This is a genomic window from Corynebacterium sp. HMSC05E07 (assembly GCF_001807225.1).
Lineage (GTDB): Bacteria > Actinomycetota > Actinomycetes > Mycobacteriales > Mycobacteriaceae > Corynebacterium > Corynebacterium singulare.
Genome location: NZ_KV788254.1, coordinates 52,797 through 72,254, shown reverse-complemented (window position 1 = coordinate 72,254; position 19,458 = coordinate 52,797). Strand labels below are relative to the sequence as shown.

The following is a 19,458-nucleotide window of genomic DNA, read 5'->3' as shown; positions in this document are numbered from 1 at the left end:
ACACCGCTACCATTTCAGTCTTCTGAACAACAAGGGAGCCGTAGTTTCACTCAGGCTTGAATCGAATCGGTCGACCCATGCTTTAACTGTCTCTAACGAGCTTTCATCATTGGGACACCCTGCGGGTGTCAGTGGGATGGGAATTGGCTTAGACAATCTCGAGAAGGTTGTACGCGCGCACGGCGGAACAATGGTAGTGAAGAGGGAAGCACATCAATGGGTCAGTGAGATCCGGCTTGAACATGAAGAAAGCGGTGAAATCGGGTATGGGAATATCACTGCTTATCGTGGAAGATGAAAGGAGGTTCGCTGCGCTTCTCCAGTCGATTTTTTGGAATCACCCCGATATTTCACATGTAGTGACAGTCCATGATGCTGAGACTGCCGCCGAAAAGCTGAGGGAGTCAACCTACGACGTTGTGCTTACAGATTTTCGCCTTCCAGGGGCTGATGGCTTTGAATTGATGTGCTCTCAAGACGGGGGCGAGAAGGCGCCTCCGTTCGTCGTAATGACCTCCTTTGACACCGATGAAGCGCTGCTTGAGAGCTATTCACTTGGGGCAATGGGATATGTTCCCAAGACGGCTGGCCCCGAAGCTTTCGTTTCTAGCGTTGTCAATGCGGCTGTGGGTAAAAAGACCATCGAGGCCGATGTGGCACAGCGGATTCTCGCGAACAGTTTTGGCTCACCGAGAGTGCAACATACTCAAAAAATGGTTCGACGATTAAAAACCGAAGATCAGAGGGTTCTACGCCTGCTGGTAGAGGGGCACTCAAACTCCGAAATTGCTCATCAGCTCCACTACGCGGAATCAACGATTAAACAAAAGGTACGCGTGCTGTTCGATCACTTTGGTGTGACCTCGAGAACGAAACTTACTGCCCGTCTCCAAGGCGTCCCTCTTGGACTATTGCGCTGAGGGTTGGGGATTCTTGGTCCCGAAGCGGCAGTGGGTGGGACCCTTGTTCTGATTCAGGGCCTTTTCCTATTTTTCTTCCTCCGGCGGAGGGCATCAAGCCCCTCGGCCGAATTACCGACTTTCGTCGGTGAAAGGACGAAAACTCTTGCAGGGAGTTAATGGCGCCACAGATACTGTGCCTGTCAGTTATCGAAAGAAGGGACTCCTGAAATGAAGAAGCTTGCCTTGGGCGCTGTCGTGTTTAGTGGGGTGATCGCCATGCAGCAGTCAGTCGCAGTTGCGCAGGAGCGACCTCACGAAGTTTCCGTTGAGCAGCTGCTGCAGATTAATGGCAATGGGTACGAGTCCAATTCTGAATACGAAGGAGTGCGACAATGTTAGGTCTGCTTTTTGGAGTTTTGCCACTATGCGCTGTAATCGGGCTGACATGGTTCGTTGTGGCTAATTCAAAGGACTTTGTGCTCCGACTCCCCTGGATTGGAGTCTTAGTAGGACTAGGGATTGCCTTGTGGATTGTATTTGCTCCCGAATCCGTGAGTGGTTCTTGGTGGGAATACCTGGTGCCGCTTTTCCTTGTGATGATTGCAGCTTTGGTGGGCGCAGTACGTCGTCCTTCTTTTGCGCATTCGATGGTCGAGACCTGCGTGGCTTCGGCCGTGGTTGTAGCAGGGCTCGTCATTTATTCGCTGGCTGACAAAGGTGATGGAACCGGATTGGACGCGGTGGCCTTTGTTCTTTATTGGTTTGCTATTTACCTACCAGGCACCTTGGTCGGTACCCTTCTCGGAGGGCTTGCCAGCCGTAGGCGAGACTAATCGCGATTACACCAGAATAAGCTCGCCCAGCGCGGGGCGCTGGTAGCCGGTCACACCTGCGCGTTGCAGCATCCCATCGGTCACGTGCTTGCCGACGTCCGACAACACCGCATCATGAATGGGCACCGTCAGCCGCGCGCCGATGCGCATGGCATAGTCCGCAGCGTCCGCGCCACGCCCCCACGGTCCGGCGATGGGAAGGAGGAGGACGTCGACGTCGTCGGCATCAATCCACTGGTCTCCGGGGTGGAGCACCCCGCCGAAGAAGTAGCTTAGGTTTTCAGGACGTGGGATATTCGGGTGGATCTCCTCGTGGAGGCCGCCGAGTGCCTGAATCTCGAGGCCCAAGACCGTGAATTTCTCGCCAGCATGCACCGCGGTGCCGGCGCCGAGGGCGTCGATAGCCTCCTGCGTTCCCCACACCGGCAGGCCCGTGGCGCGCACGGCATCGGCGTCGAGGTGGTCGCCGTGTGCGTGAGTGAGCAGCACCGCGCCGGCGCCCTCGAGGCAGCTCAAATCGGAGAAGGGGCCCGGGTCGATGACAATGCGGCCCTTGGGTGCTTCGACGGCGACTGTGGACTGTCCATGCAGAGAAAGCTTCATGACTCCCACGCTAGCGCTTTGTTCACCAACTCGAGTGCGGCGGCGAGTTCGACGTCGCTTAAGTGGCCGAAACCCAAGACCACGCCCTCTTCGGCGGTGGTTCCGCCCCAGTAATCACTGAGCGGGGTGAGCGTGAGTCCCAGCTTGGCGGCGCGGTCGACTACTGCGTTATCGCACAGCAGGACGGCATGGAGACCGCCGTGGATGGGCAGTAGCGTGGCGGGGGAATCAGCAAGCGCCGCTTGTACGAGGTCGCGGCGGCGCTTGTAGGCGCGGCGCATTCGTCCGGTATGGCGCCGCAAAGCGCCACTGGCCAGGTAATTCGCCAGCGCCGCCTGCGGAATGGCGCCGACGGGCTGGCCGAAAACCTCCCGCACCCTCTCAACTGCCGAGCGCAAGCTCGGTGGTACGACGAGGTAGCCGCAGGCAATAGACGGCGAAATCACCGAAGAAAACGTACCTAACAAGACGGTGTGCTCCGGTGCCATCGCCGCCAGCGCGGGAAGCGGCTGGCCCACATACCGCAGCTCAGAGTCGAAGTCATCCTCGATAATGAGCACGTCATTGGCTCGCGCCCATTCCACGAGCTCACCGCGGCGTGCGGCCGGCAGGGAACCGCCGTAGGGGTGCTGGTGGGAAGGCGTAACGATGAGAACGTCGAGGTCAACGGTCGGGACGGTGACGCCGTGCGCGTCGGTGGGGACGTCGACAAGCGTATGCCCCAGGGCCTGGGGGACGCGGCGCAAGCTGGGATAACCCGGCGACTCCACGCCCACGCGGAGGCCCGCGCCCAACGCACGCAGCAGCAGCGACAGGCCGTCGCGGGCGCCGGCGGTCACCACCACGTAGGCCGGATCGACGGTGAGCCCGCGCATGTGGCGCAGGTGCGCGGCCACTTCGCGGGGGAGATCGCCGGAGGGGTCCACTGCGGCCTTGCGCCAGGCCGCCCTCCATTCGGGGGTGAGTATTCCGGCGGTATCGGGAAGCCCCGGCGTGAGCTCGACGCGCGGCGGCGTCGGCCGCGGTGCGGGCGCGGGATGAGGCTGCGGCGCACGAGCATGAGGCAGGTGCGGGTTGATAATAGTGCCCGAACCCACCGCCGCGGTGAGGTAACCCTCCGCGGTGAGCTGTTCGTAGGCGGTAACCACGCTGCCTCGGGAAATGCCGAGTTCAGCGGCCAGCGCGCGCGTTGAGGGTACCTGCTCCCCGGGTAGCAGAATTCCGGCGGCAACCTGGGTGCGGAGGGCCTCGGCAATCTGCACCGGGAGCGCACGCGTATCAGATGGGTCGAGGCGTAGGGACACCCACCCATCATAAGTGGTCTAATGCAACACTCGGAAAATGGCTCTTGTCTTGGACCAATTTTTGGGGCCATGATGTGAGCTATGACTGAACAGAAGAATGAACAGGGACGCGCCACCACGCGCGTCAAGCGTGGACTGGCTGACATGCTCAAGGGTGGCGTCATCATGGACGTTGTCACCCCGGAGCAGGCACGAATTGCGGAGGACGCGGGTGCGTCCGCCGTTATGGCGCTCGAGCGCGTGCCGGCCGATATCCGCGCCCAAGGTGGTGTGGCTCGTATGTCCGATCCGGAGCTTATCGAGGGCATCGTCGAGGCCGTCGACATCCCGGTCATGGCTAAGGCTCGCATCGGCCACTTCGTGGAGGCGCAGATCCTCGGCGAGCTCGGCGTGGACTTCATCGACGAGTCCGAGGTGCTCAGCCCGGCCGACTACGTCAACCACATCAACAAGTGGGACTTCGACGTGCCCTTCGTCTGCGGTGCCACCAACCTCGGTGAGGCCCTGCGCCGCATCACCGAAGGCGCGGCCATGATCCGTTCCAAGGGTGAGGCCGGTACTGGCGACGTCTCCGAGGCCGTCAAGCACCTGCGCACCATCAAGGCCGAGATCGCGCGCCTGAAGAACCTCGACCGCGATGAGCTCTACGTTGCAGCCAAGGAGCTGCAGGCGCCGTACGACCTCGTTGCTGAGGTTGCGGAGACCGGCAAGCTGCCGGTCGTCCTCTTTGTTGCCGGTGGCGTGGCCACGCCTGCCGACGCCGCCCTCGTCCGCCAGATGGGTGCTGAAGGCGTCTTCGTCGGTTCCGGCATCTTCAAGTCCGGTAATCCGGCAGCGCGCGCGGAGGCCATTGTGAAGGCAGCAACCCTCTACGATCAGCCGGCTGAGCTGGCCAAGATTTCCCGTGGCCTGGGTGAGGCCATGGTGGGCATCAACGTCAACGACGTGCCGGCACCGCACCGCCTGGCGGAGCGCGGATGGTAAAAACGATCGGCGTCCTGGCGCTGCAGGGCGGGGTCGAGGAGCACCTGCGTATCCTCGACGAGCTTGGCGTCGCCACGCGCCGGGTGCGCCTGCCCCAGGACCTCGACGGGCTCGACGGGCTCGTCTTGCCCGGCGGCGAATCGAGCGCCATTGACAAGCTCGCGCGATCGTTCGGGGTGGCCGAGCCACTGCGCCAGACTGAGCTGCCGGTGCTCGCCACGTGTGCGGGGCTCATCTACAGTGCCCGCGAACTGGAGAACCCCGCGCCGGGGCAGCAGACGCTTGCGCTTATCGACGTCACCGTGCGCCGCAACGCCTTCGGCAACCAACGTTTCTCCGAGGAGCGTACCGTTCCCGTGACGCTGGGTGGCCAGACGCTCGACGTTGAGGCGAGCTTCATCCGCGCGCCCATCGTTACGCGCGTGGGTGAAGGTGTGGAGGTTATCGCCACCGTGCTGCGGGAAGATGGCGAGGCGGTCGTCGGCGTGCGGCAGGGGAACGTTACCGCGCTGAGTTTCCACCCGGAAGAAAACGGCGATTCTCGCCTTCACGCCGCATGGCTGGCTGATTTCGCAATTTAACTATCGTTCGATAGTGAACTGGGCTACATTGAAGGCTGAACGCTGAACACATCACGCCCAGAAAGGCTCGCCGTGAGCACACCCGCCCCAGAAGTCGTCCGCGAAGATATCCGATTCCTCGGCCGGGTGCTCGGCCGGGTCATCGCCCAGCAGGAGGGTGAGGATGTCTTTGATCTTGTCGAATCGACTCGCCGCATGGCCTTCGACGTTGCTCACGGCGATGCCAAGCCCGAGGACCTCGTCGCCATCTTCCGCGATCTCGACATCACCAAGGTCAACCTCGTGGCCCGCGCGTTCAGTTATTTCGCGCTCATTGCGAACCTGGCGGAGGACTTGGACGACGAGTCCGTCGACGCGCCGGTCTCGCTGCGCAAAACCTTTGCCAAGCTCAAGGCCGAAGGTGTCGCTGCTGCCGACGCTGCTTCCACCGTCCGCGGCGCTCACGTCGCACCCGTCCTTACCGCGCACCCCACCGAAACCCGCCGCCGCACCGTCTTCGATACCCAGACGCGCATCAAGGACCTGCTGAAGGAATCGCATCGCGGCGGGGACATGGCGGCGATTGAAAAAGAGATGTACCTGCGCATGACTCTGCTGTGGCAGACTGCGCTCATCCGTATCGCGCGCCCGACCTTGGAAGACGAGGTGGATGTCGGCCTGCGCTACTACAAGCTTTCTCTCCTAGACCAGGTCCCTGCGCTTAACCGCGCCATCCGTCATGCCATGCGTGAGACCTTCGGCCAGCAGCTGCCGGATTCGCCCGTCGTGCGCCCAGGGTCCTGGATCGGCGGCGACCACGACGGCAACCCCTACGTCACTGACCGCACCCTCACCTACGCCACCCGCAAGGCTGCGAAGACCATCCTCCGTTACTACGAGGATCAGCTTGGGGAGCTGGAGCGCGAGCTGTCCCTCTCTGATCGCTATTCCTCGAGCTCGAAGGAGCTCGGCGCGCTTGCCGACGCCGCAAATAACAACGACCAATCCCGCGTCGACGAACCCTACCGCCGCGCCATCTACGGCATCCGGCACCGCGTGAAGGAGACGCTCAAGGTGGTGAAGGGGGAGGCGTCGGCAAGCGCGTATGCCTCCCCGGAGGAGCTCAAGCGTGACTTGGATGTGATCGACCGCTCGCTGCGCCAATTCAACGATGACATCATCGCCGACGACCGCCTCGCGCGCCTGCGCTCCGCCGTGACGACGTTCGGCTTTCACCTGTATTCGCTGGACATGCGCCAGAACTCAGAGTCCTTTGAGAACGTGCTCACTGAGATTTTCGCTGAAGCGAGGATCGTCGATGAGTACCGCGCGCTGGGAGAGGAAGAGAAGGTTGCGCTGTTGGTCAAGGAGCTGCAGACCAATCGCCCGCTGCTCTTCCCGGATGCGGAATTTAGCGCGGACACCGCTAAAGAGCTCGGCATTTTCCGTGCGGCCGCCCGTGTTGTGCGCGACTTGGGTCCGGAGTCGGTGTCGCACTGCATCATCTCTATGACGGGGACGGTCTCCGACATTCTCGAGCCGATGGTGTTGCTCAAGGAGGTGGGGCTGAAGCAGGTCGATGTGGTGCCGCTGTTTGAGACCATCGATGACCTCAAGGCCGGCGCCGGCATCCTGGAGAAGTTGTGGGCGGTGCCGGTGTACCGCGAACATCTGCGCTCGCGGGGCGATGTGCAGGAGGTCATGCTGGGTTATTCGGATTCCAACAAGGATGGCGGCTACCTGCAGGCGAACTGGGCGCTGTACGACGCCGAACTGGCCCTCGTGGATGTGTGCCAACGCCATGGAGTGGAACTGCGCCTGGCGCACGGCCGCGGTGGTGCGGTCGGCCGCGGTGGTGGCCCGACGTATGACGCGATTTTGGCGCAGCCCAAAGGTGCGGTGACCGGCTCGGTGCGCATCACCGAGCAGGGCGAGGTTATCTCGGCTAAGTATGGTGCGCCAGAGACCGCGCGCCGCCACCTTGAGGCTTTCGTCTCCGGTGCGCTGGAGGCCTCGCTTTTGGACACCGAACCTATCGCAGACCCGGAGCGCGCCTACGAGATTATGCGCGAGCTGGCGTCCTTGAGCGGTACGGCGTATCGCCAGCTTGTCGATGACCCCGGCTTCATCTCCTACTTCACCCAATCCACGCCCCTGCACGAGATTGGCGAGCTCAACCTAGGCTCGCGCCCCACTTCCCGCAAGCAGACCACCGCCATTACGGATTTGCGCGCGATTCCGTGGGTGCTGTCGTGGTCGCAGTCTCGCACGAACATTCCGGGCTGGTTCGGCGTGGGCAGCGCGGTGACCTCATGGGTGTCTCAAGGCGCTGCTAACACCGGCGGCGACAGCACAGCGGCAAACGGCGAGGTTGCGAGCGACGGGGTTACGGGCGACGGGGTTACGGGTGACGAGGAGGCACGCTGGGAGGAACTGCGCGAGCTCTATCGCACATGGCCCTTCTTCCGTTCCGTGTTCTCCAACATGGCGCAGGTCATGGCGAAGGCGGAGATGCAGCTCGCGCGTTTGTACGCCAACTTGGTTGACGATAAAGCTACCGCCGACCGCATCTTCGGGCTCATCTCCGAGGAATTCGAGCGCACCCGCGAGGTTTATCTCACGGTCACCGGCAACGCGGACCTGGTTAGTGAGAACCAGCGCCAGGCGCGTTCGCTCAAGCGCCGCTACCCGTACCTGCTGCCGCTTAACGCCGTCCAGCTCGAGCTGCTGCGCCGCTACCGCCGCGGCGATGACCAATTCCTCGTGTCCAAGACCATCCAGGTCACGATGAATGGCCTCGCCACCGCGCTGCGCAACGCCGGCTAACCAAGCCCAACTTGACTTAGTTCTATTTGATCAAGCCTGGAGTAGGCATGCTCAGGTCAACCGCGTCCGTAGTCATCACGCGCACCGATGTCCCCGTCAGGAGAAGGTTCCTGCGGGGTGGTGGCTATCAGGCGGGCCCACTTATCGGGTCGTGGGCGAATTAATTGAAGGGGCTTGTGAAGGCCGGGGAGGCGTCGTAAGGCGGCAGCCACGCGGTGCGCCCACCGATGCGGTCCATCCGGCCACGCGTAGGCGGGGCATCGGGGTCATCGTCGTTGACGCCGTTGTGATACGGACACAGCGGCACCAGGTTGAGGATGTTGGTGGGCCCGCCGCGGGCCCAGGCTTTGATGTGGTGAATCTGGCACTTTTCGAAGGGCACCTTGCAGCCCTTCCACGCGCAGCAGGGATTCTCCGCGGCCAGCGCAAGGCGCTGCTTGCCGGTGGCGAAGCGCTGGTAGCGGAAGACATCGAGCGGTCCGTGCTCGCGGCTGACCGCCACGATGATGCCTTTATCCAGCATGACTTGCTCGATTAACTGCGAACCGGTCATCGTCGCACCATCGGTGGTGCGGACGATAAATTCCTCGCCGTCCTTGTCGGTATTGCCCTTGAGCAGCTCGGCGTAGTCATCAAGCTGCATGACTGCCATAGCAGTCACCTCAGTTTTCACGCCGCCGCCTTCGAGTTGTTCTAAGAAGCTCGCGCCGGGGCGCTCTTGGTCGATGCCCTTAAACACGTCCGTAAGCTCGCGTGAATCCGCCGTCACGGTCAGCGTGGCAAGGCCATTATCGTGCTGGGTAATCTTCGCGCGCTCAGCATACGTGCGGGGCTTGCGCATCTCGCGCAGGCGCTTGCGCGCAACGTTGTCCACCAACTCCGCACTGGTCTGGCACAGCTCCACACGCAGGTCCCAAGCCTTATTGTGGTCCCGGACTTTGGCCACGAAAGACTCGATGCGTTGCAAGGTCACTAGGCCATGGCCGCGGCGGCGGGCGGCGTCGGCGGCAATGCGCTGCTTGCGGGTGGAGTTAGTGTGTCCGAAGTAGGTGTGGTGGAGGGAGAGGAGGAGGGAGGCGTCGGCAGGCGTGGCACCGAAGGAAACCAGGTCGGATTCAGACAGGCCCGCGCACTCGGCCACCAGGTCAATGGCCCGGCCGAGTGCGGCGAAGAAGGTCTGAACTCTCATGAACCTCAGCCTAAAAGCGCCCCACCGAGCCAACAAGGGTTAGTTACCGCCGGTGGCGAAAACTGTGGATAACTAGTCCCGACTAAGCGCCCGCCAGACCGCGGCGCTTGAGCAGCGGTGTGACATCCTTGTCGCGGCCGCGGAACTCGCGGTAAGCCTCGGTGAAGTCGCGGGAGGCTCCTTTTGACAGGATGACCTCGCGGAACTTCTGTCCAGCCGCGCGCATATCCGACTGCTCCTTGAACCATTCGAAACCGTCGGCGTCGAGAGCCTCGGCCCAGAGATAGGAGTAGTAGCCCGCGGAATAGCCGCCGGCAAAGATGTGATTAAAGTACGTCGACCGGTAGCGCGGCGCGATGTACGGGTTGTCCAAACCGGCCGCGCGCAGAGCCTCAGCCTCAAACTCGGCGACAGCCTTCGGAGTTGCTTCCAGCTCGGCGGCCTCGGCGGTGCTCAGCGAATGCCACGCCAAGTCGATAATGGAGGCCCCCAAGTACTCTGACGTTGCGAAACCCTGGCCGAACTCGGAGGCCGCGGTGACAGCAGCGAGAAGTTCGTCGGGGATGGACTCACCGGTCTCCACGTGGCGTGCGTACTCCTTGACCAGCTGAGGATCGAGGGCCCAGTTCTCGTTGATCTGCGAGGGGAACTCCACCCAGTCACGGGGGACGTTGGTGCCGGCGAAGGTCGGGTAGCGGACGTCGGAAAGCAGGCCATGCAAAGCGTGCCCGAACTCGTGGAAGACGGTGCGTACCTCGTCCATGCTGAGCAGCGGCTGCGAACCGTCGGCGGGCTTGGTGATGCCCATGACGTTAACAATGACCGGCTTGCGCTCCAGCAGCCCGGACTGGCCGACGAACTCGCTCATCCACGCGCCACCGCGCTTGGTGGGACGCCCAAAGTAGTCGGTGAGGAGGAGACCAATCCCCGTTTCCCCGTCCCGCACCTCCCACACGCGGACGCCCTCCGCGTAGCCCTCGAGGTCATCGCGCGGGGTCACGGTGATGCCGTAGAGGCGCTCGGCGGCGGCGAAGACGCCCTTTTCCAGGACCTGGTTCAACGGGAAGTAGTTGCGGAGTTCCTCTTCGTCGAGGGAGAAGTCGCGGGCGCGGACCTTGGATTCCCAATAGGGCCAGTCGGCGGCGGTGAAGCCTTGGCCGTTGAGCTCGGCTTCTTCGGCGAGGAGTTTCTGTTCACCGGCGGCGTTGGCTGCGGCGGCGGGGGCGAGGTCGTGGAGCATGGAACGGGCGGCGTCGGCAGTCGCGGCGGTTTCCTCGGCGATGACGTAGTCGGCATGTGTGGCGTATCCCAGCAGCTCGGCGCGCTCGGCGCGCAGCTGCACGGCCTCAATGAGGCCCGGGATGTTGTTCTCAGAGCCCCTGCTTGCCGACGCCCCATACAACCTCCCCCTCGCATCCTCCCGCACCAAGCGGCTGAGCTCCGACTGCACGGTGGGCAGCTCCAGTGGGATGACAAAGCCGTCGCGTCCGAGTGCTTCGGCATCGGCCTTGGCGGAGGCGATGCGCTCGGCGGGCAGGCCCTCGAGTTCATCTTCGGTGAAGGACACCGCGCGCTCGCGCGTGGACGCCATGAGGTTGCGGCCGAATTCCTCCGAGAGCGCGGACAGGCGCTGGTTGATCTCGGACAGGCGGGCCTTGCCGGCAGCGTCGAGGTCGGCTCCCTTGCGTTTGAAGGTGCGCAGGAGGTGGTCGTGGAGGTGGTGGCCCTCGGGGTCGTCGGCAAGCGGCGTTGCCTCCTTGATGCGCGCGTAGAGCACCTCGTTCTGGTACATCGCGTCATAGTGCGCGGCGAGGCGCGGGTAGAGCTCGGCAGCGATATCCTCCATCTCCTCCGTGACGTCTGTGCCGGAGAGGTTTCCGAAGACAGCCATGACGCGGTCCAAGTCCTGGCCGGAGCGCTCGAGGGCCTCGACGGTATTCTCCCATGTGGGGTCGGCGGGGTTGTCGGTGATGGCGGCGATTTCCGCGCGGTGACGCGCGAGCGCCTCGTCGAAGGCCGGGCGGTAGTGCTCGACGGTGATGTCCGCGAAGGGCGGCAGTTGGTAGGGCAGCGGGGAAGGGCTCAAAAGTGGGTTAGTCATAAGTGACCAATCTACCCCACTCGTGTGACGGTTTTCACTAAATCGCTGTGTCGTGACGCTGGCTTGCGATGTATAAGGATGACATCAAGAACGAGGAACACGGCCAACGTGATACCCAGCAGCGGCAGGAAGACGCCGACGGTGGCTGCGAACAGCGCACCTAGTGCCGTGGTGGCCCAGGAGAAGCGTGACGTTGGAACAAAGCATGGGCGGCGCTTGAACCACATGTAATAGCCCAAGATCACGAGGGCGGCGATAGCCAGCCCCAGCGCGAACAATGCAATCTGCAGCGGCAGGCCGAACATGATGCCCGTGTGCAGGTAGATTCCCCAGCTGCTGAGCTTGCTAAACAACGGCAGGCTGGAGAAGGGCTGGCGGTCGATGACCTCGCCGGTGGAGCCGTCGACGGACACCTCGTCAGAGGTCGTGCGCCACTCTACCCAGCGTTCGCTGACCTGCCAGGCGGAGTGGGCGTTTTCCGGCGGGTACAGGCGCAGGGGGCCGGTCAGCCCTTCGGCACGGCCGGTGCGGAGGACTCGCTCAGCGTCGGTAGCCACGCTCGCGCTTTCCGACGCCCCTCCCGCATGGCCGCCATGTCCCTCATGACCTTCGTGTCCGGTGTGCTTATGTGTTTCTGTACTTGTGCCGGGGAGGGCAGTGCCAATGGGGGTGGCCTTCCAGTGCATACGTTCCACGAGGGAGTTGACATTGTCGCCGGCCAGCTGCGACCACGTGATACCGGTCGCGGAAAGACCAATGAGACCGATGAAGATCCAGGCTCCGATGGTGGCGTGTAGGCGCGTAGCCTTCGAACGTGCGGAGCGCTTCGGCTGCTGTTGCGTGGACTTCGCGGTTGCCTTGTTCTTGGGGCGGCGGCGAATCCACCACATGTAGAGCCCTCCGCAGGCCATGACCCACAGCCAGGAGGCGGCCAGCTCGGAGTAGAGCTTACCCACCTTGCCCAGGTGGAAGCTTTCGTGCAGGGAAGAAATCCAGCGGCGCAGCGGCATCTCACCCAGACCGGAGTAAGTGGGGTAGTCCCCGATAACGTCAGCGTTGGCGGGGTTGATAAAGACGGTTCGCTGGAGGCTTTCATCAATCCCCGGGTCACTAACCAGCACGCGGGTGGAGTCCGTGGGGGTCGTAGCGGGCCACACCTGGGAGACGGGCATATCCGGGTGCTCGTGTTGCGCGGCCTGGATTTGCTCCTCGAGGCTGAGCGGGTGCTCGACCGTGGGAACGTTCATCACATCGCGATAGGCCACCTTTTCCAAGGTGGGGGCAATGGCATAGAGGCAGCCAGTCAATGCCGCGACGAGGATGAAGGGGCCGACGAACATGCCGCCATAAAAGTGAATGCGCTGAATGAAGGATCGCAGAGCCGTCCGACTCATATGTAGTGCTCTTTCAGGATCTAGGGGTAAAGGGCCCCTGCTAAACGTTCGCGGGACGCTCAGTAGGGGCGATGGACAGGCGCTGATATCAACTGCACTAGTAGTCGGAGGCGATGGTTTCTCGGTTCCCGAAAATTGAAAAACTTTTTAACTAACTGGGTTCCTCGGTGTTCAAAGGATGAAAACGCGCGAAGTAAGGAGCGAGAAGCAAGAAACAGTCTAGAAAAAGTTCTCGCAGCTCAATGGGTAAAAATAGCGCCCACATGTGGTGTTGAGAGCCGGTTTGTGGCTAATGAAGCAAGAAAGCGGTTCCTAATTGCTCCAGAACGGAACATAACGCAATGACCGCGGGCCTGCGCTGGGATCGTAAGGGTGGATGAGGCCTTCCTCGACGGTGGCAGCAAGCAGGCGAGTGGCCTGAGCCGCTTGCGAGTCTTTCAGCCCGAAGCGCTGACGGATCGACGAATTGTTAACGGGAAGGTTCTCGAGGAAGCGAAGGCAAGCATGTTGATATACGGCTTGGGTCTTTTCCTCCATAGTCATCAGCGCGAATGGGCGGTAGGCGCTGAGGGACACTGTGGTACTTCCGTTGGCGCGGATGAGAGCAGGTGGGAAATGCTCCGCTTCGAGTGAAGAAACGATCTTGTCCCAGCCGCTTCCTCGCTGTTCGACGAAGTGTGCCAGGCGCAAAGCCTCGCCAAGATAGGTATTGCGGGTGGTGGAAGCCGAGTCAATGAACCTTTGGGGATCGATGAGAGGGGTACCAGGGTTGGTTACTGCGACTCGATCGCTGAAAATCTCTACGGTCAAGAATCGGCCACGTTGCTCGAGATCCTGGTGCATGAGCGCATTTGCTAGGACCTCGCGGAAGGCTACCGTTGGTAGCAGTGGAGTTGCCACGCGCTTGCCGCTGGAATCAATATGTTCGCCGCCTGGGCGAATGGTGTTGAAAAGCGTGACTATGTGAGTGAAGGAAGATGCGTATCCTTCAGTGAATTCCCATTCACGTTCTACATCGGTGCGCGAGGTGCCTTTGAAATGCATGACGCGGGGAGCACGCTCGCGCAGCTCTGGAAAGTCCTGAAGGGAACGTGCGTACATGAGCGCGGACCATGCCGGAATATGCCAGCCTTGCTCGTGTGAGTAGGAGATGGCCTTAGCGGTTCGTAGCGTATCGATCAGGGCATCGCCGGTCGTGCGAGGGAGCTCTGGTCGGTTGAGGAAGAAGGCTTCGGGATCAAGAAGTTCGGTGATTGATTCGGGCTCAAGGTTCTCAGCAACTACAGTGTTTTCAAATTCGAACTGGTTGAGTTTCTGCCAGAGCTGACGTTCTTCATTGGGAAAATCCATGAGATTCTTGACATAGCTGCCCTTGCGAAAATAACGCTTTTCGTCGAAAGAATACGGGGAAGACAAGGCAGCTGGTATACGCAGAAGTACAACAAGGTGCCCATCAACCGTTACCTCGTCGAAGGTCAGATCAGGTGCTGGACTAATGACGCGGTTGAGCCAGGGGAGTAGGTCTTCGTTGCCTTTCCCTTTTGCGCGTTGCCAGTTAAACGACGTCCCAACGACTTCGTGGTCATCGTTTACTCCCCATATGAGGTATCCCGCTGGTTCATCGTGCAGACGCGCCGAGTTGCCTAAAGCGCAGGCATACTTTGCAATCTCCGAGCCAGAGGAAAGCCCGTTTACCTTGAATTCGAGCCACGGTAGCTCAGCAGGAAGTGCTGTAAACCGTTTTATGCGGGCAACAAGCTGTTCCTCGGGCGCAGAATTGATGGGAGTCATGCTTAGAGTATGCGCGAGAAGCAAGAAACAGTCAAGAAAAAGTTCTCGCAGCTCAACGGGTAAAAATAGCGCCCGAATCTGTGGTTTCGGGCCGGTTTGCGGCTAATGAAGCAAGAAAAGACCGCCTCGAACTCCTGGGAGGAGACGAAGCGGTCTTTTGTTAAGCGCCTAGCGCCGAATTACTTCTTCAGGCCGTCAATGATCTCGTTGAAGGCAGCAACCGGGCGCATGACCTCGGCCAGCTTTTCCTCGTTCGGAGCGTAGTAGCCGCCGAGGTCGACGGGGGAGCCTTGGACGTCGAGAAGCGCCTGCTCAATCTCGCCGGCCTTGGCCTCCAGGGCCTCAGCGACCGGCTTGAAGGCCTCGGCCAGCTCGGCGTCGTCAGTCTGTGCGGCCAGCTCCTTGGCCCAGTTGAGGGTCAGGAAGAAGTGGGAGCCGCGGTTGTCGTTCTCGCCCACCTTGCGGGACGGGGACTTGCCCTCATCCAGAAGGGTCTCGGTGGCCTTGTCCAGGGCAGCTGCCAGGACGCCGGCCTTGGCGTTGCCGTTGGTGTTGTGCTCGTGGCGGAAGGACTCAGCCAGGGCCAGGAACTCACCGAGGGAATCCCAGCGCAGGTGGTTCTCCTCCTGAACCTGCTGGACGTGCTTCGGGGCGGAGCCGCCGGCACCGGTCTCGAACAGGCCGCCGCCCGCCATGAGCGGAACCACGGACAGCATCTTGGCAGAGGTACCCAGCTCGAGGATGGGGAAGAGGTCCGTGTTGTAGTCACGCAGAACGTTACCGGTGACGGAGATGGTGTCCTCGCCCTTGCGGATGCGCTCGATAGAGGTCTTGGTAGCGGTGACCGGGTCCTCGATGGAGATGTCCAAGCCCTCGGTGTCGTGGTCCTGCAGGTACTTCTTGACCAGCTCGATGAGGTTGGCGTCGTGGCCGCGCTCCGGGTCGAGCCAGAAGATGGTCTTCATGCCGGACAGGCGGGCGCGGTTGACGGCCAGCTTGACCCAGTCCTGGATCGGGGCGTCCTTGGTCTGGCAGGCGCGCCAGATGTCGCCCTCCTCCACGTCGTGGGAGATAAGGGCCTCGCCCTTGGAGTTGCGGACCTCAACGGTGCCCGCGGCCGGGACCTTGAAGGTCTTGTTGTGGGAGCCGTACTCCTCAGCCTTCTGGGCCATGAGGCCGACGTTCGGCACGGTACCCATGGTGGTCGGGTCAAAAGCGCCGTTGGCCTTGCAATCCTCAATAACAGCCTGGTACACGCCGGCGTAGGAGGAATCCGGGATAACGGCGAGGGTGTCCTGCTCCTCATCGTTCTTGTTCCACATGTGGCCGGAGGTGCGGATCATAGCCGGCATGGAGGCGTCAATGATGACGTCGGACGGCACGTGCAGGTTGGTGATTCCCTTGTGGGAGTTGACCATGGCGAGGTCGGGGCCGTCGGCAAGCGCAGCGTCGAACGCAGCCTTGATCTCAGCACCGTTGTCGAGCTTCTCCAGGCCCTCATAAATAGCGCCGAGGCCGTTCTCACCGTTGAGGCCAGCAGCCTCGAGCTCCTCGCCGTACTTCTCAAAGACGTCAGCGAAGAAGGCGCGAACAACGTGGCCGAAGATAATCGGGTCGGAGACCTTCATCATGGTGGCCTTGAGGTGAGCGGAGAAAAGAACGCCCTCTTCCTTAGCGCGGGCAACCTGCGCCTTGAGGAACTCATCAAGAGCCTTGGCAGACATGAAGGTGCCGTCGATGACCTCGCCGGCAAGGACCGGCAGCTTCTCCAGCAGGGTCTGCTCGCCCTCAGCGGTCTTCAGAACGATAGAGAGGGTGTCCTCCTCCGGCATAATGACGGACTTCTCGTTGTGGCGGAAGTCATCTGCCTCCATGGTCGCTACGTTGGTCTTGGACTCAGCGGACCATGCGCCCATCTTGTGCGGGTTCTTCTTGGCAAAGTTCTTGACCGCAATCGGGGCGCGGCGATCGGAGTTACCCTCACGCAGAACCGGGTTCACGGCGGAGCCCTTCACGGCGTCGTATTTCTCCTGCGCCTCTTCGTACTCCGGGAGGTCGAAGCCAGCGGCCTGCAGCTCAGCAATGGCCTTCTTCAGCTGCACCAGGGAAGCGGAGATGTTCGGCAGCTTAATGATGTTCGCTTCCGGGGTCTTGGCCAGGTCACCCAGCTCAGCCAGGGCATCAGACACCTTCTTGTCGCCCAAGCGCTCCGGGAACTGGGCCAAGATGCGGCCAGCCAGGGAGATGTCGCGGGTTTCCACCTCAATGCCCGCGGTGGAGGCGAAGGCCTCCACGACCGGCTTGAAAGAGTAGGTCGCCAGCAGTGGCGCCTCGTCGGTGCGGGTCCAAATGATCTTAGCCATGGTTCTCCTCTATACGTTGAAAACTGTTCAACCTCACAGGATACCTGTCTTGTTATCCCCGCGTGGCGGCCCCCCTGTGACTCGTGCCACCCGTGGGGGAGAGCTGTGTGCTTTGCACGGCCACCCCGTCTGGGCTTACCGCCCCAGCGGGGAAAGGACTAAGGTCTGCCCACGTGAAACCGATGAAGCCCGCCACGCGTATACAGCGCCGCCCCGTGCCCCGACAAACAGAGATCTCGTCCTCGCGCCGCACCATCGTCATGATTGCTATGGCTTTGGGTGCCTTCGCCATCGGCACAACGGAATTCACGTCGATGGGCCTGCTGCCGCTCATTGCGGATGACTTCGGGATTACGGAAGATAGGGCGTCGGTAGTCATCTCCGTCTACGCCCTCGGCGTCGTCGTAGGCGCACCGGTCATCGCAGCGTTGACGGGCAAACTTCCGCGCCGTCGCCTGATTATCCTGCTCATCGGCTTCCTTCTCGTGGGAAACCTGCTCACCGCGGTTGCCCCGAATTACGGCGTACTTCTCGCGGCCCGTTTCATTGCTGGTTTGCCGCATGGAGCGTACTTTTCCGTAGCAAATCTGGCGGCGGTGTCGATGGCGCCGCCCGGACGCCAAGGTTTTGCCATGTCGATGGTGGGCATGGGGCTTTCCGTGGCCACCGTGATCGGTGTGCCCGCAGCCCAAGCACTAGGCCAGGGGATGGGCTGGCATGCGGCCTACTTCCTTGTCGTGGCCATCGCGGCGCTGACGATGGTGCTGCTGTTCTTCCTCTTCCCGCACATGACGCGCATGCCGCAGACGGACATGTTTACGGAGCTGGGCGCGCTGAAGAACAGTCAGGTCCTGCTGACCGTCTTCCTCGGCACCGTGGGCTTTGGTGGCATGTTTGCTGTCTACACCTACATCACGTGGACCATGACGGAGGTCGCCGGCATGGATCCGAACCTCACGTGGATAGTGCTTATGGCCTATGGCATCGGCATGACCACCGGAAACGTCGCCGGCGGCTGGTTGGCGGACCGCAACCTAGAATTCGGTATCATCTTCGCCCTCATCTGCATGGTCGGCGTCTCCGTGACCTTCTACTTCGCGGCGCACAGTGCGTGGGCCGGGACGATTGTCTTCGGCATCCTCGCCTTCTTCGGCTCCATTCTCGTGCCGTCGCTGCAGCTGCGCTTGGTCAACGTGGCAGGCGATGCCCAAACCTTGGCCGCAGCGCTCAACCAGTCCGCCCTCAACATTGCGAATGCGGCCGGAGCGGCGATTGGTGGCGTTGTCGTCGGCGCGGGGTATTCCTACAACTCCACCGCGCTGGCGGGCGCGGGCCTGGCCGTGGCGGGTTGTCTGACCTGGATCGTTACCCAGTGGGACAAACGCCGCCTGGCCCCTTCCGTGAAGATTATTGAACACAGTTAGACTGACCGGTATGAGTTTCACCATCGCCTCCGTCAACGTCAACGGCATCCGCGCGGCCTGCAAACAGCGCAACGAGGACAATCTCGGTATGAATGCGTGGCTTGAGACCACGCCCGCAGACGTCGTCCTCATGCAGGAGGTGCGCGCCACCCCCGAGCAGACGCAGAAGGCCCTCGCCCCGGCGCTGGAGGCAGGATGGAACCTGGTCCAGGCCGAATCTGCCGCCAAGGGCCGTGCGGGCGTGGGCATCCTATCGAAGCATGCGCTTGGCGACGTCTCCGTGGGCTTCGGCTCCTTCGCCGAATCCGGCCGCTTCATCGCCGCGACTGTGGAAGGCGTGCGCGTGGCGTCGCTGTACTTGCCCTCCGGCGACACCGATTCCCCGAAGCAGGACGAAAAATACCTCTTTCTGGATGAGTTCTCTGAGGTCCTTGATGATCTCGCCGCTGCCTATCCGGAGGCCGTCATTGGTGGTGACTGGAATATCTGCCACCGCGCCCAAGATTTGAAGAACAACAAGCCCAACGAGAAGAAGTCCGGGCACCTTCCGGAGGAACGTGCTTTCATGGACCGCGTCTTCGGCTCCTTCCCAGATGATGAGCCACAGGAAAAGAAGGGGCTGGGGGACTGGCTCGGCGTGGTGGACTATGAGGCGAAGACCTCCTGGGAGGCGGCGGCGGACCCGCAGTGGTTTGACGTCGCCAGGCGCCTGCACCCAGAAGCAGAGGGGCCCTACACCTGGTGGACGTACCGTGGCCAGGCTTTTAATAACGATGCAGGCTGGCGCATTGATTACCAGGCGGCCACGAAGGCCATGCTTGAGCGCGCTCAGCGCACCTGGGTGGAGAAGGCTCCGACGGTGGAGCAGCGCTGGTCTGACCATTCCCCGCTCCTGGTCGAGTACAAGTAGTGGTACGATAATTCCGAATTAAGACAGCTTTCTATTTCGCAGGAGATGCTCATGACCCGCGCACTCATCTACTTCGTCCTCGGCGCTATTCTGCTTGCCCTGGGTATCTGGTGGTGGACCATCGTTGGCCCGTCCTTCGCGTTCCTCGGCCCGATCATCGTTCAGGGCATCGGTGGTGCGTTCATCGTGGCTGGCTTTGCTACCGTGATGGACATTGTGAGCCCGACCTCCCGCAAGATTTAAGGCCGCAACGCCGCGCGGAGGCGGCGGCAGA

17 protein-coding genes are annotated in these 19,458 nt (G+C 61.7%); 10 read left to right on the top strand and 7 right to left on the bottom strand.

Annotated elements, in window-relative coordinates:
* From HMPREF3149_RS13765 to HMPREF3149_RS10045, 4 genes are all read left to right on the top strand, one after another.
* Window positions 1–298 (top strand): hypothetical protein (locus HMPREF3149_RS13765; RefSeq protein ID WP_210385442.1); only part of this gene is annotated, 298 nt, incomplete at its 5' end.
* Window positions 243–920: a response regulator transcription factor gene (locus HMPREF3149_RS10050; RefSeq protein WP_070537873.1), complete on the top strand. Its 678-nt coding sequence runs from the start codon at window positions 243–245 to the stop codon at window positions 918–920. The genes HMPREF3149_RS13765 and HMPREF3149_RS10050, both read left to right, overlap by 56 nt.
* Window positions 921–1,130: 210 nt before the next feature.
* Window positions 1,131–1,301, top strand: coding sequence for a hypothetical protein (locus HMPREF3149_RS13640; protein ID WP_168162204.1), 171 nt, complete (start codon window positions 1,131–1,133; stop codon window positions 1,299–1,301).
* A complete protein-coding gene (locus HMPREF3149_RS10045; RefSeq protein ID WP_042529503.1) occupies window positions 1,295–1,735 on the top strand; it encodes a hypothetical protein in 441 nt (146 codons plus the stop codon). The genes HMPREF3149_RS13640 and HMPREF3149_RS10045 overlap by 7 nt, the downstream gene beginning before the upstream one ends.
* 6 nt (window positions 1,736–1,741) lie before the next feature.
* On the opposite strand, the gene HMPREF3149_RS10040 is transcribed toward HMPREF3149_RS10045, so the two are convergent.
* Both HMPREF3149_RS10040 and HMPREF3149_RS10035 read right to left on the bottom strand, forming a co-directional pair.
* On the bottom strand, window positions 1,742–2,338 hold the full coding sequence (locus HMPREF3149_RS10040) for an MBL fold metallo-hydrolase (RefSeq protein ID WP_070537871.1): 597 nt from the start codon (window positions 2,336–2,338) through the stop codon (window positions 1,742–1,744).
* Window positions 2,335–3,642, bottom strand: a complete 1,308-nt coding sequence (locus tag HMPREF3149_RS10035; RefSeq protein ID WP_070537870.1) for a MocR-like pyridoxine biosynthesis transcription factor PdxR — start codon at window positions 3,640–3,642, stop codon at window positions 2,335–2,337. The genes HMPREF3149_RS10040 and HMPREF3149_RS10035 overlap by 4 nt, the downstream gene beginning before the upstream one ends.
* 81 nt (window positions 3,643–3,723) lie before the next feature.
* On the opposite strand from HMPREF3149_RS10035, the gene pdxS reads away from it, so the two are divergent.
* The 3 genes from pdxS (at window position 3,724) to ppc (ending at window position 8,012) form a co-directional block, all read left to right on the top strand.
* The gene (gene pdxS, locus HMPREF3149_RS10030) at window positions 3,724–4,626 is read left to right on the top strand and encodes a pyridoxal 5'-phosphate synthase lyase subunit PdxS (protein WP_042529509.1); all 903 of its coding nucleotides are present in this window, start codon (window positions 3,724–3,726) and stop codon (window positions 4,624–4,626) included.
* The gene (pdxT, locus tag HMPREF3149_RS10025) at window positions 4,620–5,207 is read left to right on the top strand and encodes a pyridoxal 5'-phosphate synthase glutaminase subunit PdxT (protein WP_070537868.1); all 588 of its coding nucleotides are present in this window, start codon (window positions 4,620–4,622) and stop codon (window positions 5,205–5,207) included. Before pdxS ends, pdxT begins: the two co-directional genes overlap by 7 nt.
* A 72-nt stretch (window positions 5,208–5,279) precedes the next feature.
* On the top strand, window positions 5,280–8,012 hold the full coding sequence (gene ppc / locus HMPREF3149_RS10020; protein ID WP_070537866.1) for a phosphoenolpyruvate carboxylase: 2,733 nt from the start codon (window positions 5,280–5,282) through the stop codon (window positions 8,010–8,012).
* A gap of 160 nt (window positions 8,013–8,172) precedes the next feature.
* Here ppc and HMPREF3149_RS10015 read toward each other — a convergent pair whose 3' ends face one another.
* From HMPREF3149_RS10015 to HMPREF3149_RS09995, 5 genes are all read right to left on the bottom strand, one after another.
* Window positions 8,173–9,201 carry an HNH endonuclease signature motif containing protein gene (locus HMPREF3149_RS10015; RefSeq protein WP_083280845.1) on the bottom strand — a complete coding sequence of 343 codons (1,029 nt, stop codon included), beginning with the start codon at window positions 9,199–9,201 and terminating at the stop codon, window positions 8,173–8,175.
* An 82-nt stretch (window positions 9,202–9,283) separates the two neighbouring features.
* Window positions 9,284–11,302, bottom strand: a complete 2,019-nt coding sequence (locus tag HMPREF3149_RS10010) for a M3 family metallopeptidase (RefSeq protein ID WP_070537864.1) — start codon at window positions 11,300–11,302, stop codon at window positions 9,284–9,286.
* Window positions 11,303–11,313: 11 nt separating this feature from the next.
* A complete protein-coding gene (locus HMPREF3149_RS10005) occupies window positions 11,314–12,696 on the bottom strand; it encodes a PepSY-associated TM helix domain-containing protein (protein ID WP_070537862.1) in 1,383 nt (460 codons plus the stop codon).
* A 312-nt stretch (window positions 12,697–13,008) separates the two neighbouring features.
* Complete coding sequence (locus HMPREF3149_RS10000; protein ID WP_083280844.1) at window positions 13,009–14,487, bottom strand: RNA-binding domain-containing protein; 1,479 nt, start codon at window positions 14,485–14,487, stop codon at window positions 13,009–13,011.
* Between the two features lie 179 nt (window positions 14,488–14,666).
* Complete coding sequence (locus HMPREF3149_RS09995) at window positions 14,667–16,850, bottom strand: NADP-dependent isocitrate dehydrogenase (protein WP_070537858.1); 2,184 nt, start codon at window positions 16,848–16,850, stop codon at window positions 14,667–14,669.
* A 182-nt stretch (window positions 16,851–17,032) separates the two neighbouring features.
* Between HMPREF3149_RS09995 and HMPREF3149_RS09990 the strand changes: the two genes are divergently transcribed.
* Genes HMPREF3149_RS09990 through HMPREF3149_RS09980 form a run of 3 tightly spaced genes read left to right on the top strand, consistent with a single transcriptional unit; the run spans window position 17,033 to window position 19,427 of the window.
* A complete protein-coding gene (locus HMPREF3149_RS09990) occupies window positions 17,033–18,274 on the top strand; it encodes an MFS transporter (RefSeq protein ID WP_070537856.1) in 1,242 nt (413 codons plus the stop codon).
* 10 nt (window positions 18,275–18,284) lie between these two features.
* A complete protein-coding gene (locus HMPREF3149_RS09985; RefSeq protein WP_070537854.1) occupies window positions 18,285–19,184 on the top strand; it encodes an exodeoxyribonuclease III in 900 nt (299 codons plus the stop codon).
* Window positions 19,185–19,235: 51 nt separating this feature from the next.
* A complete protein-coding gene (locus HMPREF3149_RS09980) occupies window positions 19,236–19,427 on the top strand; it encodes a hypothetical protein (protein WP_042529526.1) in 192 nt (63 codons plus the stop codon).
* Window positions 19,428–19,458 lie beyond the last annotated feature (31 nt).